Origin of the sequence: Roseateles aquae, assembly GCF_032337115.1 — a bacterium.
Classification (GTDB): Bacteria; Pseudomonadota; Gammaproteobacteria; order Burkholderiales; family Burkholderiaceae_C; genus Roseateles_C; species Roseateles_C aquae.
Genome location: NZ_JAVXZY010000008.1, coordinates 12,053 through 28,549, shown reverse-complemented (window position 1 = coordinate 28,549; position 16,497 = coordinate 12,053). Strand labels below are relative to the sequence as shown.

16 protein-coding genes are annotated in these 16,497 nt (G+C 66.0%); 10 read left to right on the top strand and 6 right to left on the bottom strand.

Going from position 1 to position 16,497, the window contains the following annotated elements; translation table 11 throughout:
* Positions 1-57: 57 nt before the first annotated feature.
* Positions 58-2,340 (bottom strand): TonB-dependent receptor, encoded by a 2,283-nt coding sequence (locus RQP53_RS17785; protein ID WP_315652024.1) that lies wholly within the window; start codon positions 2,338-2,340, stop codon positions 58-60.
* A 255-nt stretch (positions 2,341-2,595) separates the two neighbouring features.
* Between RQP53_RS17785 and RQP53_RS17780 the strand changes: the two genes are divergently transcribed.
* The 3 genes from RQP53_RS17780 to miaB all read left to right on the top strand — a co-directional run bounded on the left by RQP53_RS17780 (position 2,596) and on the right by miaB (position 5,323).
* On the top strand, positions 2,596-3,363 hold the full coding sequence (locus RQP53_RS17780) for a DeoR/GlpR family DNA-binding transcription regulator (protein WP_315652023.1): 768 nt from the start codon (positions 2,596-2,598) through the stop codon (positions 3,361-3,363).
* 119 nt (positions 3,364-3,482) lie between these two features.
* Positions 3,483-3,863, top strand: a complete 381-nt coding sequence (locus tag RQP53_RS17775; protein ID WP_315652022.1) for a hypothetical protein — start codon at positions 3,483-3,485, stop codon at positions 3,861-3,863.
* A gap of 116 nt (positions 3,864-3,979) precedes the next feature.
* Positions 3,980-5,323 carry a tRNA (N6-isopentenyl adenosine(37)-C2)-methylthiotransferase MiaB gene (gene miaB, locus RQP53_RS17770; RefSeq protein ID WP_315652021.1) on the top strand — a complete coding sequence of 448 codons (1,344 nt, stop codon included), beginning with the start codon at positions 3,980-3,982 and terminating at the stop codon, positions 5,321-5,323.
* On the opposite strand, the gene RQP53_RS17765 is transcribed toward miaB, so the two are convergent.
* A complete protein-coding gene (locus tag RQP53_RS17765; protein WP_315652020.1) occupies positions 5,324-5,596 on the bottom strand; it encodes a hypothetical protein in 273 nt (90 codons plus the stop codon).
* A gap of 155 nt (positions 5,597-5,751) precedes the next feature.
* Here RQP53_RS17765 and hemA point away from each other — a divergent pair, with 155 nt between their 5' ends.
* The 6 genes from hemA to RQP53_RS17735 all read left to right on the top strand — a co-directional run bounded on the left by hemA (position 5,752) and on the right by RQP53_RS17735 (position 10,841).
* Entirely contained in the window at positions 5,752-7,056 is a 1,305-nt protein-coding gene (hemA, locus tag RQP53_RS17760) for a glutamyl-tRNA reductase (protein WP_315652019.1), read from the top strand.
* 77 nt (positions 7,057-7,133) lie between these two features.
* Entirely contained in the window at positions 7,134-8,213 is a 1,080-nt protein-coding gene (gene prfA / locus RQP53_RS17755; protein ID WP_315652018.1) for a peptide chain release factor 1, read from the top strand.
* Positions 8,213-9,046 (top strand): peptide chain release factor N(5)-glutamine methyltransferase, encoded by an 834-nt coding sequence (gene prmC, locus RQP53_RS17750; protein WP_315652017.1) that lies wholly within the window; start codon positions 8,213-8,215, stop codon positions 9,044-9,046. Before prfA ends, prmC begins: the two co-directional genes overlap by 1 nt.
* Before the next feature lie 148 nt (positions 9,047-9,194).
* Positions 9,195-9,815 carry a hypothetical protein gene (locus RQP53_RS17745; protein WP_315652016.1) on the top strand — a complete coding sequence of 207 codons (621 nt, stop codon included), beginning with the start codon at positions 9,195-9,197 and terminating at the stop codon, positions 9,813-9,815.
* A 129-nt stretch (positions 9,816-9,944) separates the two neighbouring features.
* Complete coding sequence (gene grxD / locus RQP53_RS17740; protein WP_315652015.1) at positions 9,945-10,259, top strand: Grx4 family monothiol glutaredoxin; 315 nt, start codon at positions 9,945-9,947, stop codon at positions 10,257-10,259.
* 6 nt (positions 10,260-10,265) lie between these two features.
* Entirely contained in the window at positions 10,266-10,841 is a 576-nt protein-coding gene (locus RQP53_RS17735) for a UbiX family flavin prenyltransferase (protein WP_315652014.1), read from the top strand.
* A 115-nt stretch (positions 10,842-10,956) separates the two neighbouring features.
* Here RQP53_RS17735 and RQP53_RS17730 read toward each other — a convergent pair whose 3' ends face one another.
* Positions 10,957-11,589: a lytic transglycosylase domain-containing protein gene (locus tag RQP53_RS17730; protein ID WP_315652013.1), complete on the bottom strand. Its 633-nt coding sequence runs from the start codon at positions 11,587-11,589 to the stop codon at positions 10,957-10,959.
* Between the two features lie 6 nt (positions 11,590-11,595).
* A complete protein-coding gene (locus RQP53_RS17725; protein WP_315652012.1) occupies positions 11,596-13,341 on the bottom strand; it encodes a proline--tRNA ligase in 1,746 nt (581 codons plus the stop codon).
* Positions 13,342-13,466: 125 nt separating this feature from the next.
* Here RQP53_RS17725 and RQP53_RS17720 point away from each other — a divergent pair, with 125 nt between their 5' ends.
* Positions 13,467-14,135 (top strand): RNA pyrophosphohydrolase, encoded by a 669-nt coding sequence (locus RQP53_RS17720; protein WP_315652011.1) that lies wholly within the window; start codon positions 13,467-13,469, stop codon positions 14,133-14,135.
* Between the two features lie 55 nt (positions 14,136-14,190).
* Here the strand turns inward: RQP53_RS17720 and proB are convergent, their stop codons facing one another.
* Together proB and cgtA are read right to left on the bottom strand one after the other, a co-directional pair.
* Positions 14,191-15,345, bottom strand: coding sequence for a glutamate 5-kinase (proB, locus tag RQP53_RS17715; RefSeq protein WP_315652010.1), 1,155 nt, complete (start codon positions 15,343-15,345; stop codon positions 14,191-14,193).
* Positions 15,342-16,418 carry an Obg family GTPase CgtA gene (gene cgtA / locus RQP53_RS17710; RefSeq protein ID WP_315652009.1) on the bottom strand — a complete coding sequence of 359 codons (1,077 nt, stop codon included), beginning with the start codon at positions 16,416-16,418 and terminating at the stop codon, positions 15,342-15,344. The genes proB and cgtA overlap by 4 nt, the downstream gene beginning before the upstream one ends.
* Between the last annotated feature and the right edge of the window lie 79 nt (positions 16,419-16,497).

Genomic DNA, 16,497 nt, shown 5'->3' with positions numbered 1-16,497 from the left:
GTACAAGGCCACGGAGCGCCTGGCGCCCCGTGGCCGGTTTCATTCAAGCCGATCGCTTCAGAGCTTGGCCGAGAAGGTGATGAAGAACTGACGCGGCGCGCCGGTCAGCAGGGTCTGCTCATTGCCCTTGGGGTCGCTGTTCACAAAGCCGTTGCTGCCGATCGTCGAGATGTACTTCTTGTCGAACAGATTGGTCACGCCGGCCTGCAGGCTGCCTTCAGACAGGAAGCCGCCGATGTTCTTCAGGCGCCAGCCACCGCTGACATTGAACAGGGTGCGCGAGGGCACGCTGCCGTCGTTCAGATAGGTGTAGTAGCGCTTGGACATGAAGTCCATGCCGGCCGAGCCGAACAGGCTGCCCTGGTCATAGCTGAAGATGGACTTCAGCATGGTGTTCGGCGCATCGGTCACATGCTTGCCCGAGGTGGCGACAGCCACACCGTTGCTGACCACATCGTTGCGGTAGGTCGAGTTCGTCAGGCTCAGGCTGTTGTACCAGCTGAAGCCAGGCGCCAGGCGGAAGGACAGCGCGCCTTCCAGGCCCAGCGTGCGCACGCCGCCGACGTTGGACAGCACCGTCGGGTTGCCCTGGATGCCCGAGCCCACTTGCACGCCCAGCAGACGGTCCTTGAAGTTGACGACATAGGCCGTCAGCGCGCCCTCGTACAGCTTGCCCTGGGTGCGCCAGCCGGCTTCGAAGTTGTCCGAGGTCTCGGGGCGCAGGCTGCTCTTGATGGCGGCAAAGCCGGCAGCCGTGGTGGCAAACGGCGTCGTGCCGGTGGCCGCGCCCTGGTAGGCGCGCATATTGCGCGACACGCTGGCGAACAGCTCATCGCTGGCTGACAGCTGATAGTTCAGGCCGACCTGGGGCAGGAAGCCCTTGTTGGCGCTGATGCTGCCGCTGGGCTTGTTCTTGTCGGCGTCGACCAGCAGATTGCCGTCGATATTGACGCGCAGCGACTTGAAGCCCAGGCCCAGGGTCAGCTGCTTGGACAGCGTGATCGCGTCGGCCACCGAGAACTGGTCGGTCTTGGTGGTAAAGCCGTACTGCCACTGGGTGAAGAAGGGGTTGCTGGGGAAGTCGTAGGGGCTGGGCACGGCGGTCGGCGTCGTCGCGTAGAAGCGGCGCGCCTGGTCGAAGTCGTTGCCCTCATGCCAGTAGCCGAACTTGAACTGGTGCATGCCGAGTTCGAGATCCAGCGTGGCGACCAGACCATTGCGCTTGATCGCGTACTCGGTGGTGCGCAGCGAGATGGGCGTCTTGTTCGGCGAGGCCGGGTTGGCGTCCGGCGACGACACATAAGGCGTGTACCAGAGGCCGCGGCCGTCGTTGTTGTGGCGATAGCCGGTCAGCTTCAGGCGCAGCTGCTCGGTGAGCTGGGTGTTGACCGTCACGCCCGCCAGCGTGTCGTCGCGCAGGCCGGAGCCGGCGTAGTAGGCGTCGTCGCACTGAGCGGTGTAGGGCTTACCGGCGACATTGCCGCAGTAGTTGTTCGAGGCGGTGATGGCGGCGCTGAAGTCGGGATAGAAGTTGTCCCAGTGGTAGCCCAGGCGATCGATCATCGCCAGCGACATGTCCTGATAGTCGATCTCACGGCGCTTGGACGTGTTGACGAAGGCGCTGACGCTGTGCTCGCCCTTGGCGCCGAACTGGTTCTCGTACTTCAGGTTCAGCTGCTGCTGGCGCTGCTCGCCATGGCCCTTCCACTTCTCGGCGTTCTGGTGGGTATAGCTGGCGTAGAACTGGCCGATGCCGGTGGTGCCGCTGTCGATGCGCACATAGCTGCGGCGGTTCGAGTCGCTACCCACAGTCTGTGCGGCCTGCACGCCAAACTTGTCGCTGGCGCGGGCCGAGTAGAACTGCAGGGTGCCGCCCAGATTGCTGGACGAGGCGGTGTCCAGCGAGCCGGCACCCTGCGACAGCGTGGCACGGGCCACGTTCTCGCTGGAGATCGCACGGCTGATGTGCAGGCCATTCAGATTGCCGTAGGACATATCGCCCAGCGGCACATCGTCCAGCGTGAAGCCCAACTGGTTCTGCGAGAAGGCGCGCACGGTGAAGCGGGTGGACCACTCGTAATTGCCCAGCGCATCGGCCGATTGGAAGTTCACACCAGGCAGGCGCGACACCGTGGCCAGCGGGCTGGTGCCGGAGATCGCGTTCTCGAATTCCGCCTTGGTCAGGCCCTGCACCGAACGCAGCTGGCCGCGGCCGGTGGTGATGGTGACGCGCTCCAGCTCCTGGACTTCGCTGGTTTGTGCCAGCGCCGGGGCGGCGCCGACAAAGGCCAGGGCGAGGGCGCTGGCCAACTGGGTCAGGGAGAGTTGCTGCTTGTTCATGGTGCTTTGCTGCGGTTGAGGAGCCCCGGTCAGGCTCGGCTTGGAATGAGCGCACTCTCACAAAACTCCAAGACAAAACAATGAATTCCACAAATCCAAGCCGAATGCGCATGCTATCCACAACGTCACACACAAATCCTCAAAACGTCACAAAGCTGTCGCCGCCGGCATGCCTCAATGCCTCCCGATGCCGGCAAGCGAAGGCGACCCATCCGGGGCCGCCCGCTGCCAGAGCGATAGCACTCGACTGCTCCGATGTGGCTGCACGAACGACACAAGAAAATCATCGCCCTGCTCAATGAACGGCAGCGGCTGAGCACCGAGATGTTTGCCGCCGAGCTGCGCGTCTCGCGCGAGACGGTGCGCCGCGATCTGATCGAGCTCGAGCAATCGGGCCAGCTCAGCCGTGTGCACGGCGGCGCCATCCCGAATCAGGCGCCGGCCGAGCCCAGCTATGTGGAGCGCTCGCGGCTGTTCCAGGCCGAGAAGCTGGCCATCGCCAAGCGTGCCGTCCAACTGGTGACGCGCGGCCAGTGTTGCTTCATCGATGCCGGCTCGACCACCCATGCGCTGGCCCATGAACTGGCCAAATGCGAGCAGCTGCAGGTCATCACCAACTCGGTCGACGTCGCCGCGGCGCTGAGCCGCAACGCCAGTCTGGAAGTGCTGTTGCTGGGCGGACGCTTGGAAAGCGATGTGCCGGCCACCTATGGCGAGCAGACGATTGCCGAGATCAAGCGCTTCCAGGTCGATCTGGCGCTGATTTCACCGGTGGCCATCAGCGCCGATGGCGGGGCGATGGACTATGCCTGGCATGAGGCCTGTGTCGCCCGCGCCATGCTGGCTCAGGCCAAAACGCGGGTGCTGATGGCTGACGCCAACAAGTTGGGCGTGCAGAGCCGCGTCCAGATCTGCAGCACCCAGGCCATCGATGTGCTGGTGACCGATGGCCGCGCCGAGCCGGCACAACTGGCTGAGTTGCGTGCCGGCGGTGTCGGCGAGATCCTGCAGGCAGCGCCATAGCGGCTGGGCACGGCTGCCCTGTTAAACTGGCGGGCTACGCCTGGGGGCCGCCGGCCCCCTGTTCATCGGGCCTGCCGCCTTACGCGCCGTGCCCCTCACGCAGCCACTGGACAGATACCATGTACCGCTGTGCCTCTGTTGCGGCGCTTGCCGCCGCCCTCTGCTCTGCCGCCCTGGCCCAGGACGTGCGCTACTTTCCGCGCGACGCGCTGCGCGGCGAGCTGCAGATCACCCAGCCGCCCGATGCGGTGCTGAACGGCCAGCCGGCCCGCCTGGCGCCGGGCAGCCGCATCCGCGGCGCCAACAATATGCTGGCCCTGTCGGGCAGCCTGGTCGGGCAGAAGCTGGTCGTCAACTACACCATCGACAGCTCGGGCCTGCTGAAGGATCTGTGGGTGCTGACCGAGGCCGAGCAGAAAATCTCGCCCTGGCCGCGCAGCCCGTCCGAAGCCGCCGCCTGGCGCTTCGACAACGCCACCCAGACCTGGGCCAAGCCCTGAGCCCCCCCTGAGCGCAACAGCGCTCATCTGAACCCGGGGCGCGCGAACGCCCCCCCTACCGAACCGATTCCCCACCGCCTCCCGCGTGTCCGATCACGCCTGGAGGCCTTGAGAGCATGGCCATGAGCACCAGCACCAAAAAAGTTTTCATCAAGACCTTCGGCTGCCAGATGAACGAGTACGACTCGGACAAGATGGCCGATGTGATGGGCGCCGCCGAGGGCTATGAGCCCACCGACGATGTCGAGCAGGCCGACCTCATCCTGTTCAACACCTGCTCGGTGCGCGAAAAGGCGCAGGAGAAGGTGTTCTCCGACCTCGGCCGCGTCAAGCACCTGAAGGCCAAGGGCGTGATGATTGGCGTCGGCGGTTGCGTGGCCAGCCAGGAGGGCGAGGCCATCATCGAGCGCGCGCCCTATGTCGACGTGGTGTTCGGCCCGCAGACCCTGCACCGGCTGCCGGCCATGTTGGCGGCCCGCCGCGAGCAGGCGCGCCCGCAGGTCGACATCTCCTTCCCGGAGATCGAGAAGTTCGACAATCTGCCGCCGGCCAAGGTCGAGGGCGGCAGCGCCTTTGTGTCCATCATGGAAGGCTGCTCGAAGTACTGCTCGTACTGCGTCGTGCCTTACACCCGCGGCGCCGAGATGAGCCGGCCCTTTGACGATGTGCTGACCGAAATCGCCGGTCTGGCCGATCAAGGCGTCAAGGAAATCAATCTGCTCGGCCAGAACGTCAACGCCTACCGCGGCGCCATGGGCGGCACCAGCGAGATCGCCGACCTGGCCCTGCTGCTCGAATACTGCGCCGAGATCCCCGGCATTGAGCGGCTGCGCTTCACCACCAGCCACCCGAACGAGTTCAGCCAACGCCTGATCGAGGCCTATGGCAAGGTGCCGCAGCTGGTCAACCACCTGCACCTGCCGGTCCAGCATGGCAGCGACCGCATCCTGATGGCGATGAAGCGCGGCTACACGGCGCTGGAGTTCAAGAGCATCATCAAGAAGCTGCGCGCGATCCGCCCGGACATCCGCATCGCCAGTGATTTCATCGTTGGCTTCCCCGGCGAAACCGAGGACGACCACGCCAAGCTGATGAAGCTGGTGCACGACGTCGGCTTCGACGCCTCCTTCAGCTTCATCTTCAGCCCGCGCCCCGGCACGCCGGCGGCCAATCTGGAAGACAGCACGCCCTACGAGACCAAGGTGCGGCGCTTGCAGGAGCTGCAAGCGGTGATCGAGGCCAACACGCTGGCGCTGAGCCAGACCATGGTCGGCCAGACCCAGCGCATCCTCGTCTGCGGCCATGCCCGCAAGGACCCGACCGAGCTGATGGGCCGCACCGAATGCAACCGCATCGTCAACTTCAAGGGCAATGCCCGGCTGATGCACCAGCTGATCGACGTGCGCATCACCGAGGCCTTCCCGCACTCGCTGCGCGGCGAGGTGCTGGTGCAGGACTGATCAACGTTTGAGCGTCAAGGCCCACTGCGGCAGCACCACGCCCAGCAGCAGCAAGGCATAGCCGGCCATCTTGCCGTCGTGCCCCAGCAGCAGCAAGGCCAGCACCAAGGCCAGCGTGCCGCCCAGCCCGCCCCACAGCGCCAGCCGCCGCCAGGCCATGGCCTTGAGCTCGCGGCGCCAGATCAGCTTGTGCAGCAAGGCCAGCAGGGCCGACACCACCCAGGCCGGTGCAAGAAAATTGGCGAGATGCCAGAAGGCGTCAAGTGCGGTCACGGCGGGCAGGCCTTGTCTGGCGTTGATCGGAAGCTGAAATGGGGCAGCTACAAGCTGCCAGGAAATGAGGCGTTCTTGACGCGCATCAATCGCTTATTCACTGAACGCAGACCTTCAAGCCCGCTGGCAGTGCCGGCAAATTTTATAATCGCCCCATGACGGTCTTTGCCCTCGGCCTGAACCACAACTCCGCGCCCCTGGATTTGCGTGGCCGTTTTGCGTTCTCGCTCGAACAACTGGCGCCCACCCTGCTCGGTTTTCGCAGCCAGGTGCAGGCGCAGGCGCCCAAGGTGGCGCTGAAGGGCGCGCCGGAAGCGGCCATGCTGTCCACCTGCAACCGCACCGAGCTTTATGTGGCCGGCAGCCCGGCGTTGGTGCAGCCGACGGTCGACTGGCTGGCCCAGGTCGGCGGCGTCGGCGCCTCGGCGCTGATGGACCATGCGTATGTGATGGAAGGCAGCGCCGCGGCGCGCCACGCCTTCCGTGTCGCCAGCGGCCTGGACTCCATGGTGCTGGGCGAGCCGCAAATCCTTGGCCAGATGAAGCAGGCGGTGCGCGAGGCCGATACCGCCGGCACGCTGGGCTCGACCCTGCATCAGCTGTTCCAGCGCAGTTTCTCGGTTGCCAAGGAGGTGCGCAGCAGCACCGAGATTGGCGCCCACTCGATCAGCATGGCCGCCGCCGCGGTGCGCCTGGCCGGCCAGCTGTTTGAAGACCTGGCCGAGATCAAGGTGCTGTTCGTCGGCGCCGGCGAGATGATTGAGCTGGTCTCCACCCACTTTGCGGCCAAGACGCCGCGGGCGATGGCGGTGGCCAACCGCACGCTGGAACGCGGCGAAAAGCTGGCCAGCCATCTGAGCGCCGAGGCCATGCGCCTGGCCGATCTGCCCGACCGCCTGCATGAATTCGACGCGGTGATCTCCTGCACCGCCTCCAGCCTGCCGCTGATCGGCCTCGGTGCCGTCGAGCGGGCCTTGAAGAAGCGCAAGCACAAGCCGATGTTCATGGTCGATCTGGCCGTGCCGCGCGATATCGAGCAGGAAGTCGGCCAGCTGGACGACGTCTACCTCTACACCGTCGACGACCTCGCCCAGCTGGTGCAAAGCGCCGGCGAAAAGCGCCAGGCCGCGGTGCAACAGGCCGAGGCCATCATCGAAACCGGCGTGCAGAGCTTTGTGCACTGGCTGGGCCAGCGCCACACGGTGCCACTGATCCAGGCCCTGAATGCCCAGGCCGAGGACTGGCGCGCCGTCGAGATCCAGCGCGCCCGCAAGCTGCTGGCCCGCGGCGAAGACATCGATGCGGTGCTCGAAGCGCTGTCGCGCGGCCTGACGCAAAAGATGCTGCACGGCACCCTCGCTGAGCTGCATGCCAGCGATGGCGAGCAGCGCATGCAGCTGGCGCAGACGGTGTCGCGCCTGTTCCTGCGCAAGAGCAGCCGCGACCCAGCCGAGCATTAGCGGCGGCACCTGCCCGCCCTCTGCCCCGGCACGCCGCTGCCGGGGGCTTGCTCCACGCTGTGACCGGACCCGCCGCCATGAAAGACTCCCTGCGCCAGCAGTTTGACCGCCTGGCCTATCGCCTCGCCGAACTCGACACCACCTTGGCCGACGGCAACGTGGCCGCCGACATGAAGCGTTATCGCGCCCTGACCAAGGAGCAGTCCGAGGTCTCCGGCCTGGTCGAACGCTACCGCCGCTATCTGCAGCGCGAGCAGGATCTGCTGGCCGCCCGCGAGATGCTGGACGACGCCGAGATGGCCGAGATGGCCCGCGAGGAGATCGCCAGCGCCGAGGCCGATCTCGCCCGGCTGCATGAAGAATTGCAGCTGGCCCTGCTGCCGCGCGACCCGGACGACGAGCGCCCGGCCTTTCTGGAAATCCGCGCCGGCGCCGGCGGTGATGAATCGGCGCTGTTCGCCGCCGATCTGGCCCGGATGTATATGCGCTTTGCCGAGAGCCAGGGCTGGAAGACCGAGGTGCTGTCGGCCAATGAGTCCGATCTGGGCGGCTACAAGGAGCTGGTGCTGCGCATCGAGGGCGAGCAGGTCTACGGGCGGCTGAAGTTCGAGTCCGGCGGCCACCGCGTACAGCGGGTGCCGGCCACCGAGAGCCAGGGCCGCATTCACACCAGCGCCTGCACGGTGGCTGTGATGGCCGAGCCCGACGAGGCCGAGGACATCCAGCTCAACCCAGCCGAGCTGCGCATCGACACCTTCCGCGCCAGCGGCGCCGGCGGCCAGCACGTCAACAAGACCGATTCGGCCATCCGCATCACCCACCTGCCCACCGGCCTGGTGGCCGAATGCCAGGACGATCGCAGCCAGCACCGCAACAAGGCCAAGGCCATGGCCGTGCTGGCCGCGCGGCTGCGTGACAAGGACCGCAATGAACGCGCCGCCAAGGAGGCCGCTCAGCGCAAGAGCCTGATCGGCAGCGGCGACCGCAGCGATCGCATCCGTACCTACAACTTCCCGCAGGGCCGGCTGACCGACCACCGCATCAACCTGACGCTTTACAAGCTCGGCGCCATCATGGATGGCGATCTGGCCGATGTGCTGCAAGGCCTGCAGCAGGCCCAGGCTGCCGAGCAACTGGCCACGCTGGAAGGCCGCTGATGGCCGCCGCCGCCCTGCCCCGCATCCACGAGGCCCTGCAGCAGGCCCGCGCCGCCGGCCTGGCCGCTCAGGAGGCGCAATGGCTGCTCGCCGCCCTGCTGCAGCGCGACCGCGCCTGGTTGATCAGCCACGACGATGCCGCGCTGGAGCCCGCCCAGGCCGAGCGCTGGGCCGAGTGGCTGCAGCAGCGACTGGCCGGCGTGCCGCTGGCCTATCTGGTCGGCGAAAAGGAGTTCCACGGCCTGCTGCTGCAGGTGACGCCCGACACCCTGGTGCCGCGCCCTGATACCGAAATCCTGGTCGACTGGGCGCTGGAGCTGCTGCCCGAGGGCGTGCCGACCCGAACCATCGACCTGGGCACCGGCAGTGGCGCCATCGCACTGGCCCTCAAGCACCGGCGCCCGGCTGCCGAGGTTCATGCACTTGACCTCAGCGCAGGCGCGCTGGCGGTGGCCCAGGCCAATGCCAGTCGCCACAAGCTGGACGTGCATTTCCACCAGGGCAGCTGGTGGCAGCCGCTGGCCGGCGAACGCTTCGGGCTGATCGTCTCCAACCCACCCTATATCGCCGGTGATGACCCGCATCTGGCGTCCCTGCAGCATGAGCCGCTGGGCGCGCTGACGCCGGGCGGCGATGGCCTGGCCGATCTGCGCACCCTCATCGACGGGTCGCCGGCACACCTGCTGCCGGGCGGCTGGCTGCTGCTGGAACACGGCTATGACCAGGCCGCCGCCGTGACGGCGCTGCTGCGCGAACGCGGCTTCGACGCGGTGGGCTGCCGCCAGGATCTGGCCGGGCTGGACCGGGTTTCAGGCGGGCGCTGGCCGGGCTGAGCTTCTCGAACGCCGGCAAGGGAAGCGACAGAAACTCACAACAGAAAGCCCTTCTGCACCCAAATCGGGCTGCACAAGCTGGCGCCAGCGTCGTAGCATGGACTCCCGAGGGTGGCAAAGCGTCGCCCTTGCGTTTCGGGAGACTGTCATGCCTGCCACCGCTCTTGTTTCGCGTTCACTGATCGCCTTGCTGCTGGCTGGTGCCGCCGGTAGCGCCCTGGCCCAGGGCAGCAGCCTGCAGCTCGATACATCGACGTTCGGCCGCTGGCAGGCCCGGCTGCAATTGAGCAGCAGCTATGCACCCTCCGCCTACGACAACCAGCGCCAGCAGCCCTCGCGCCTGCTCAGCGCCAATCTGCTCGGCGACTATTACCTGACCGGTTCCGGCCTGGGCGCCTCGGTACAGGGTGGCCTGCGGGCCACCGGCGGGCTGCTGCTCGGGCCGCTGTCGCTGTCGCAAAGCAATGCCGGTCTGGCCCTCGGCAGCCAGGCTTACGGCCTGAGCCCGAATTTCGCGTTCGGCCAGCGCAGCTTGGGGATGGCCGGCAACTACAACGACCGATCCGATCCCAGCACCAGCTTGTCCTATCTGGGCATCGGCTATACCGGCCAGTCTCTGCGCGGCGGTTGGGGCTTCAGCGCCGATCTGGGCCTGATCGGTGGCGGTGGCCTGCGCCTGGGCAATAGCAACTCGCAAAGCGTCGACGATCTGCTGCGCGATATGCGGCTGAAGCCGGTGGTGCAGCTGGGCGTCAGCTACAGCTACTGAGTCCACCCGGCACCGCCCTTGCCCTGCCAGACGCCGGGGCATTGGCCAGCAACGATAATGGCCGCCATTGCCGCGGCCATTTTCTTTTTCTGCCGCGTGCACCCTGAAACTGCTGAGGAGAGCAAGACGATGAGCGACGTCCAACAACGCATTGACGCCCTGGTGAAGAACAACCGCGTCGTGCTGTTCATGAAGGGCTCGGCCCAGTTCCCGATGTGTGGTTTTTCCGGCCGTGCGGTGCAGATCCTCAAGGCCTGCGGCGTCAGCGACCTGAAGACCTTCAATGTGCTGGAAGACGAAGAGGTTCGCCAGGGCATCAAGGAATACGCCAACTGGCCGACCATCCCGCAGCTCTATGTGAACGGCGAATTCGTCGGCGGCTCGGACATCATGATGGAGATGTACGAAGCCGGTGAGCTGCAGCAAGTGCTGGCCGGCCAGTAAACCGGCATGAGCGCACAAAGGCTGGTCGTCGGCATCACCGGCGCCACCGGGGCGGCCTATGCGCTGCGCCTGCTGCGCCGCGGCCGCGAGCTGGGCCTGGAAACCCATTTGATCATCACCCCGGCCGGCGTGCTCAATGCCCATCACGAGCTGGGCCTGAGCCGCGAAGCGCTGGAGGCCGAGGCCGATCGGGCCTATGCGCCCGGCGATGTCGGCGCCTGTGTGGCCAGCGGCAGCTTTGCCACCGCGGCCATGGTCATCGCGCCCTGCTCGATGAAGACGCTGGCCTCGGTCGCCCATGGCTTTGGCGACAACCTGCTGACCCGCGCCGCCGACGTGACGCTGAAGGAACGCCGCCGCCTGATCCTGATGGTGCGCGAGACGCCGTTCAACCTGGCCCATCTGCGCAATATGACGGCCGTGACCGAAATGGGCGGCATCATCTTCCCGCCGCTGCCCGCCTTCTACCACCACCCGCAGAGCATCGAAGAGCTGGTCAACGACAGCGCCGAACGGGTGCTGGAACTGGCCGGCGTCAAAGGCGCCAGCCCCCAAGTCTGGCAAGGCCTGCGCCAGTCCTGAGGGCTGCTAAGGCGGCCACACCACCGACTGCCCCAGCAAAGCCCGCAGCTCCGGCTCCGCCGGGCTGCCGGGCTTGCCCCCTTGAGGGGGCGGCCGCAGGCCGTAGGGGGTGGGCCTACTGCTCTCCGGGCATCAACCACTTCCGCCGGTTCGCGAACACCGCGTTCGGATACTCGGGCCGGCCGCGGCTGCCGTTGTAGCGGCCCAGGGCCATGAACATATCGCCACGCTCGATATCGAGGTAGTGGCGCAGGATGACGCAGCCAAAGCGCAGATTGGTCTGCATATGGAAGAGCCGGGACGGCTCGCCGTCGCCAATCGAACGCGCCCAGAAGGGCATCACCTGCATATAGCCGCGGGCGCCGGCAATGCTGATCGCGTACTTGCGAAAGCCGCTCTCGACCTCGACCAGGCCCAGCACCAGGGCCGGATCCAGCCCGGCACGCTTGCTCTCGTACCAGAGCGTTTCGAGGAACTCGATCCGCGTCATTGCCTCGGTCTTGCGCGGCTTGAGCCGTTCGCTCATCACGCCCAGCCAGCGCAGATAGGCCAGGCGGGCATCGATATTGTCGAAACGGGGCTTGGGCGGCGCGCCATTGGCAATCGCTGCCGATAGCGCCGAGCGCACCGCATCGATCAGCGGCTCTTCCTGCTGCGCTCCCGCCGACGCCAGACGCGGCAAGCCGGTCGCGGCAAGCCCGAGCCCCGCCGCGAGCAGCGCGCGGCGGGCGCTGGACCTCTCAAACATCGGTGTTCAACGACCCAGCTTGGCCTTCAGATGCGCGACGACATCGCCCAGCGCCAGCTTGCTGGCCTCGGCGTCGCGGCGGCCCTGATACTCGACCTGGCCTTCCTTCAGGCCACGGTCGGACAGCACGACGCGGTGCGGCGCACCGATCAGCTCCCAGTCGGCGAACATCGCGCCGGGGCGCTCACCGCGGTCGTCCAGCAGCACATCGATGCCCAGCGCCAGCAGCTCGTCATAGAGCTTGGTGGCGGCCGCCTTGACCTCTTCGCTGCGGTCCATGCCGATCGGGCAGATCACCACGGTGAACGGAGCAATGGCGTCTGGCCAGATGATGCCGCGTTCGTCGTGGTTCTGCTCGATGGCAGCGCCCAGGATGCGCGTCACGCCGATGCCGTAGCAGCCCATCTCGAAAGGCTTGGGCTTGCCGGTTTCATCGAGGAAGGTGGCGTTCATCGCGGCCGAGTACTTGGTGCCCAGATAGAACACATGGCCGACCTCGATGCCGCGCTGGATGGCGAGCACACCCTTGCCGTCCGGCGACGGATCGCCGGCAACGACGTTACGGATATCGGCGACCAGATCGGGCTCGGGCAGATCGCGGCCCCAGTTGGCGCCCGTGTAGTGGTAGTCCGCCTCGTTGGCGCCACAGACGAAATCGCTCATCTGCGCGACGGTGCGGTCGGCAACGATCTTGACCGGCTGCTTCAGGCCGATGGGGCCCAGATAGCCCGGCTTGCACCCGAAGTGCGCGTCAATCTCGCCAACCGTGGCGAAGCGGAAACCGCCCTTCAAGCCTTCGACCTTGCCGGCCTTGACCTCGTTCAACTCGTGATCGCCACGCACCAGCAGCAGCCAGACCTGCGTCTTGATGATCTCGCCGTGCTCGTTCAGTTCGTCGGTGGCCAGCACCAAGGACTTGACCGTTTGGCTCAGCGACAGGCCCAGGAGTGCCGCCACATCCTCGCAGGTGCTCTTGCCCGGCGTGGGCGTCTTCACCAGTGCAGCGCCAGCAGCGCCTCGCTGAGCCAGCAGCGGCAGCGCCTCGGCTAGTTCGATATTGGCAGCGTAATCGCTGGTCGGGCAGTAGACGATGGCGTCCTCGCCGGTCTCCGCGATGACCTGGAATTCGTGCGAACGGTCGCCACCGATGGCGCCGGTGTCGGCGGCCACGGCACGGTACTCGAGGCCCAGGCGATCAAAGATCTTGCAATAGGCCTGGAACATGTTCTCGTAGCTGCGGCCGGCGCTCTCGACGTCACGATCGAAGGAGTAGGCGTCCTTCATCGTGAACTCGCGGCCACGCATGATGCCGAAGCGCGGGCGGCGCTCGTCACGGAACTTGGTCTGGATGTGATAGAAATTCTTCGGCAGCTGCTTGTAGCTGCGCAGCTCCAGCCGGGCGATGTCGGTGATCACCTCTTCCGAGGTCGGCTGGATGATGAAGTCGCGGCCATGGCGGTCCTTCACGCGCAGCAGTTCGGGGCCCATCTTGTCGAAGCGACCGGTCTCCTGCCACAGCTCGGCCGGTTGCACGACCGGCATCAACAGCTCGACCGCACCGGCGCGGTTCATCTCTTCACGAATGATGCCCTCGACCTTGCGAATCACCCGCAGCCCCATCGGCATGTAGTTGTAAATGCCGGCGCCCAGGCGCTTGATCATGCCGGCGCGCATCATCAGCTTGTGGCTGACAACTTCGGCGTCGGCGGGGGCTTCTTTCAGGGTCGAGACAAAGAACTGCGAGGCTTTCATCGGCAAGGCTTGTTGTGCCCGAACTCCTGGAAAAGGAGCTGGTGCGAGTCTGAGGGTAAGCGAGGATCATGCGCGGGCGACTGCCCAATGCAATAATCGATCCAACTATAGATTTGAGGTTGATTATGCTCGACCGTGAAGGGTTCCGGCCCAACGTCGGCATCATCCTGCTCAACCACAGGAACGAGGTGTTCTGGGGCAAACGCATCCGGACCCATTCCTGGCAGTTCCCGCAAGGGGGCATCAAGCATGGCGAGACGCCAGAGCAGGCGATGTTTCGTGAGCTCCACGAGGAAGTGGGTCTCAAGTTCGAGCATGTGCGCATCATTGCGCGCACGCGCGATTGGCTGCGCTATGAGGTGCCCGACCACTTCATCCGCCGCGACGCCCGAGGCCATTACCGCGGCCAGAAGCAGATCTGGTTCCTGCTGCAGCTGACCGGCCGCGACAGCGACATGAATCTGCGCGCCACCGACCATCCCGAGTTCGACGCCTGGCGTTGGAACGATTACTGGGTGCCCCTGGAAGCAGTGATCGAGTTCAAGCGCGGCGTCTACCAGATGGCGTTGACCGAACTGGCCCGCTTTCTGCCGCGACTGAACCATCACAACCGCTATTTGCGTGCCGGCATGCGGCCGCAGCATCGGGCCGATGGCACCCGCTCGCATGAGGACGACCACGGGCACCATGATGGGCAGCATCACGGCCAGCACGAGCCCCCGCCAGCGGCAGCCGATGGCAGTACACCGCTTCAGGACGCTGCGCCCGATCTGACGCCCGACAAGCTCGGTTGAACGTTTGAGCGTTTGAGACCGACGGCACGGCGTTACCGCCAGGCCGTCGCCTCGCTCAGGCCAGCACGAGGTTGTCGCGGTGGATCAGCTCCGGCTCGGCAGCATAGCCGAGCACACGCTCGATCTCGAAGGACGGCTTGCGCGCAATCAGGCGTGCCTCAGCGCTGGAGTAATTGCTCAGGCCGCGCGCCAGCTCGACGCCGGCGGCATCGCGCACCGCGATCACATCGCCGCGATGGAATTCGCCGACGACCTCGTGCACACCGATGGGCAGCAGACTCTTGCCCTCCTCGCGTAGCTTGAGCGCCGCGCCGGCATCGACCTGCACCGCACCGCGCAGCTGCAGATGGTCGACCATCCATTGCTTGCGCGCCGCCAGCTTGGCCGTGCTGGCCATCAGTGCCGTACCGATGGCCTCACCGGCCGCCAGCCGCAGCAACACATCGGGCTCGCGCCCCCACGCAATCACGGTGTTAGCACCACTGCTGGCCGCCCGCTTGGCAGCGAGGATCTTGGTGATCATGCCGCCGCGACCGATAGCGCTGCCGGCGCCACCCGCCATCTCTTCCAGCTCCGGCGTGCCGGCGATAGCGCTATCAATAAAGCGCGCGTTCGGGTCCTTGCGCGGATCGGCCGAATACAGGCCACGCTGGTCGGTCAGGATGACCAGAGCATCGGCTTCGACCAGATTGGCGACCAGGGCACCCAGGGTGTCGTTGTCACCAAACTTGATCTCGTCATTGACGACGGTGTCGTTCTCGTTGATGACCGGCAGCACGCGATGCTGCAGCAGCGTCAGCAAGGTCGATCGCGCATTCAGATAGCGCTCGCGGTCAGCCAGGTCGGCGTGAGTCAGCAACACCTGGGCGCTGCCCATGCCCTGCTCGCGCAGCTTGCTCTCGTACATCTGCGCCAGGCCCATCTGGCCGACGGCCGCTGCCGCTTGCAGCTCATGCACTTCCTTGGGCCGTGTCGCCCAGCCGAGGCGCTTCATGCCCTCGGCAATCGCGCCGCTGGACACCATCACCAGTTCGCGCCCCTGGCCGGCCAGCGCTGCCAATTGCCGACACCAGTTGCCAATGGCCTCGGCATCGACGCCACGGCCTTCGTTGGTGACCAGGCTGGAGCCCACCTTGACGACGATGCGCCGCGCGCCCTTCAGCGGCCCCGATAGGGCGGCAGTCTGGGCATCAAGCTGGCCGGCCGTCATGCCGACTCCGTATCGCCCTGCGCCTCCGGTGCGAAGCGCGGGTCAACCTCGACGTGGACGCGCTGCTCGGCGGCGACGTGGTCGTAGATGGCATGAATCAGCGGCTGGCAGCCCTCACGGGTCAGCGCAGAGATCTCGAACACCGGGCCCTTCCATTTGAAGCGCTTGACGAAGTCCTTGACGCGCGCCTTGCGCTCTTCTTCGGGCACCATGTCCAGCTTGTTCAGCACCAGCCAGCGCGGCTTGTCGTGCAGGGTCTGGTCGTATTTCTTCAACTCGGCCACGATGGCCTTGGCCTCGGCCACCGGGTCCACGGCCGGATCGAACGGGGCCAGGTCAACCACATGCAGCAGCAAGCGCGTGCGCTGCAGATGGCGCAGGAATTGATGGCCGAGGCCGGCACCTTCGGCAGCACCCTCGATCAGGCCGGGGATGTCGGCGACGACAAAGCTCTTTTCGGGCGCCACACGCACCACACCCAGGTTAGGGTGCAGGGTCGTGAAGGGATAGTCAGCAATCTTCGGGCGGGCATTGGACACCGCGGTGATCAGCGTCGACTTGCCGGCATTGGGCTGGCCCAGCAGGCCGACATCGGCCAGCACGCGCAACTCCAGCTTCAGCTTCTTGGCTTCACCGGGCCAGCCGGGCGTCTTCTGCCGCGGCGCGCGGTTGGTACTGCTCTTGAAGTGCAGATTGCCAAAGCCACCGTCACCACCCTTGGCGATCAAGATTTTTTCGCCCGGCTCCAGCAACTCGGCGATCACCACATCGGTTTCCAGGTCGCGGATGATGGTGCCCACCGGCATGCGCAGCACGATATCGTCGGCGGCAGCGCCGTACTGGTCGGAACCGCGGCCGGCCTCGCCGTTGCGCGCCTCGTGGCGGCGGGCATAGCGGTAATCGATCAGGGTGTTCAGGTTCAGGTCGCCGACGGCGAACACACTGCCGCCGCGGCCACCATCACCGCCATCCGGGCCGCCGAAGGGAATGAATTTTTCGCGGCGAAAGCTCGCACAGCCGGCGCCACCATTGCCGGCCACAACATCGATAGTGGCTTCGTCTACGAACTTCATCTGGAATCCCTCTGGCCCCGGGAGGAGCTATGGTAAGCCAAGCCTCAATCAGGCCTGGCTCTGGTGCAGCCGCAGAAAA

What these genes read in the sequence shown, in the direction of transcription:
- RQP53_RS17735 (WP_315652014.1), top strand. Translation starts at nt 10,266, where the DNA reads ATGAGCGCACAAAGGCTGGTCGTCGGCATCACCGGCGCCACCGGGGCG.
- grxD (WP_315652015.1), top strand. Translation starts at nt 9,945, where the DNA reads ATGAGCGACGTCCAACAACGCATTGACGCCCTGGTGAAGAACAACCGC.
- miaB (WP_315652021.1), top strand. Translation starts at nt 3,980, where the DNA reads ATGGCCATGAGCACCAGCACCAAAAAAGTTTTCATCAAGACCTTCGGC.
- RQP53_RS17780 (WP_315652023.1), top strand. Translation starts at nt 2,596, where the DNA reads ATGTGGCTGCACGAACGACACAAGAAAATCATCGCCCTGCTCAATGAA.
- prmC (WP_315652017.1), top strand. Translation starts at nt 8,213, where the DNA reads ATGGCCGCCGCCGCCCTGCCCCGCATCCACGAGGCCCTGCAGCAGGCC.
- cgtA (WP_315652009.1), bottom strand. Translation starts at nt 16,418, where the DNA reads ATGAAGTTCGTAGACGAAGCCACTATCGATGTTGTGGCCGGCAATGGT.
- RQP53_RS17730 (WP_315652013.1), bottom strand. Translation starts at nt 11,589, where the DNA reads ATGTTTGAGAGGTCCAGCGCCCGCCGCGCGCTGCTCGCGGCGGGGCTC.
- RQP53_RS17785 (WP_315652024.1), bottom strand. Translation starts at nt 2,340, where the DNA reads ATGAACAAGCAGCAACTCTCCCTGACCCAGTTGGCCAGCGCCCTCGCC.
- RQP53_RS17725 (WP_315652012.1), bottom strand. Translation starts at nt 13,341, where the DNA reads ATGAAAGCCTCGCAGTTCTTTGTCTCGACCCTGAAAGAAGCCCCCGCC.
- prfA (WP_315652018.1), top strand. Translation starts at nt 7,134, where the DNA reads ATGAAAGACTCCCTGCGCCAGCAGTTTGACCGCCTGGCCTATCGCCTC.
- RQP53_RS17775 (WP_315652022.1), top strand. Translation starts at nt 3,483, where the DNA reads ATGTACCGCTGTGCCTCTGTTGCGGCGCTTGCCGCCGCCCTCTGCTCT.
- hemA (WP_315652019.1), top strand. Translation starts at nt 5,752, where the DNA reads ATGACGGTCTTTGCCCTCGGCCTGAACCACAACTCCGCGCCCCTGGAT.
- RQP53_RS17745 (WP_315652016.1), top strand. Translation starts at nt 9,195, where the DNA reads ATGCCTGCCACCGCTCTTGTTTCGCGTTCACTGATCGCCTTGCTGCTG.
- RQP53_RS17720 (WP_315652011.1), top strand. Translation starts at nt 13,467, where the DNA reads ATGCTCGACCGTGAAGGGTTCCGGCCCAACGTCGGCATCATCCTGCTC.
- proB (WP_315652010.1), bottom strand. Translation starts at nt 15,345, where the DNA reads ATGACGGCCGGCCAGCTTGATGCCCAGACTGCCGCCCTATCGGGGCCG.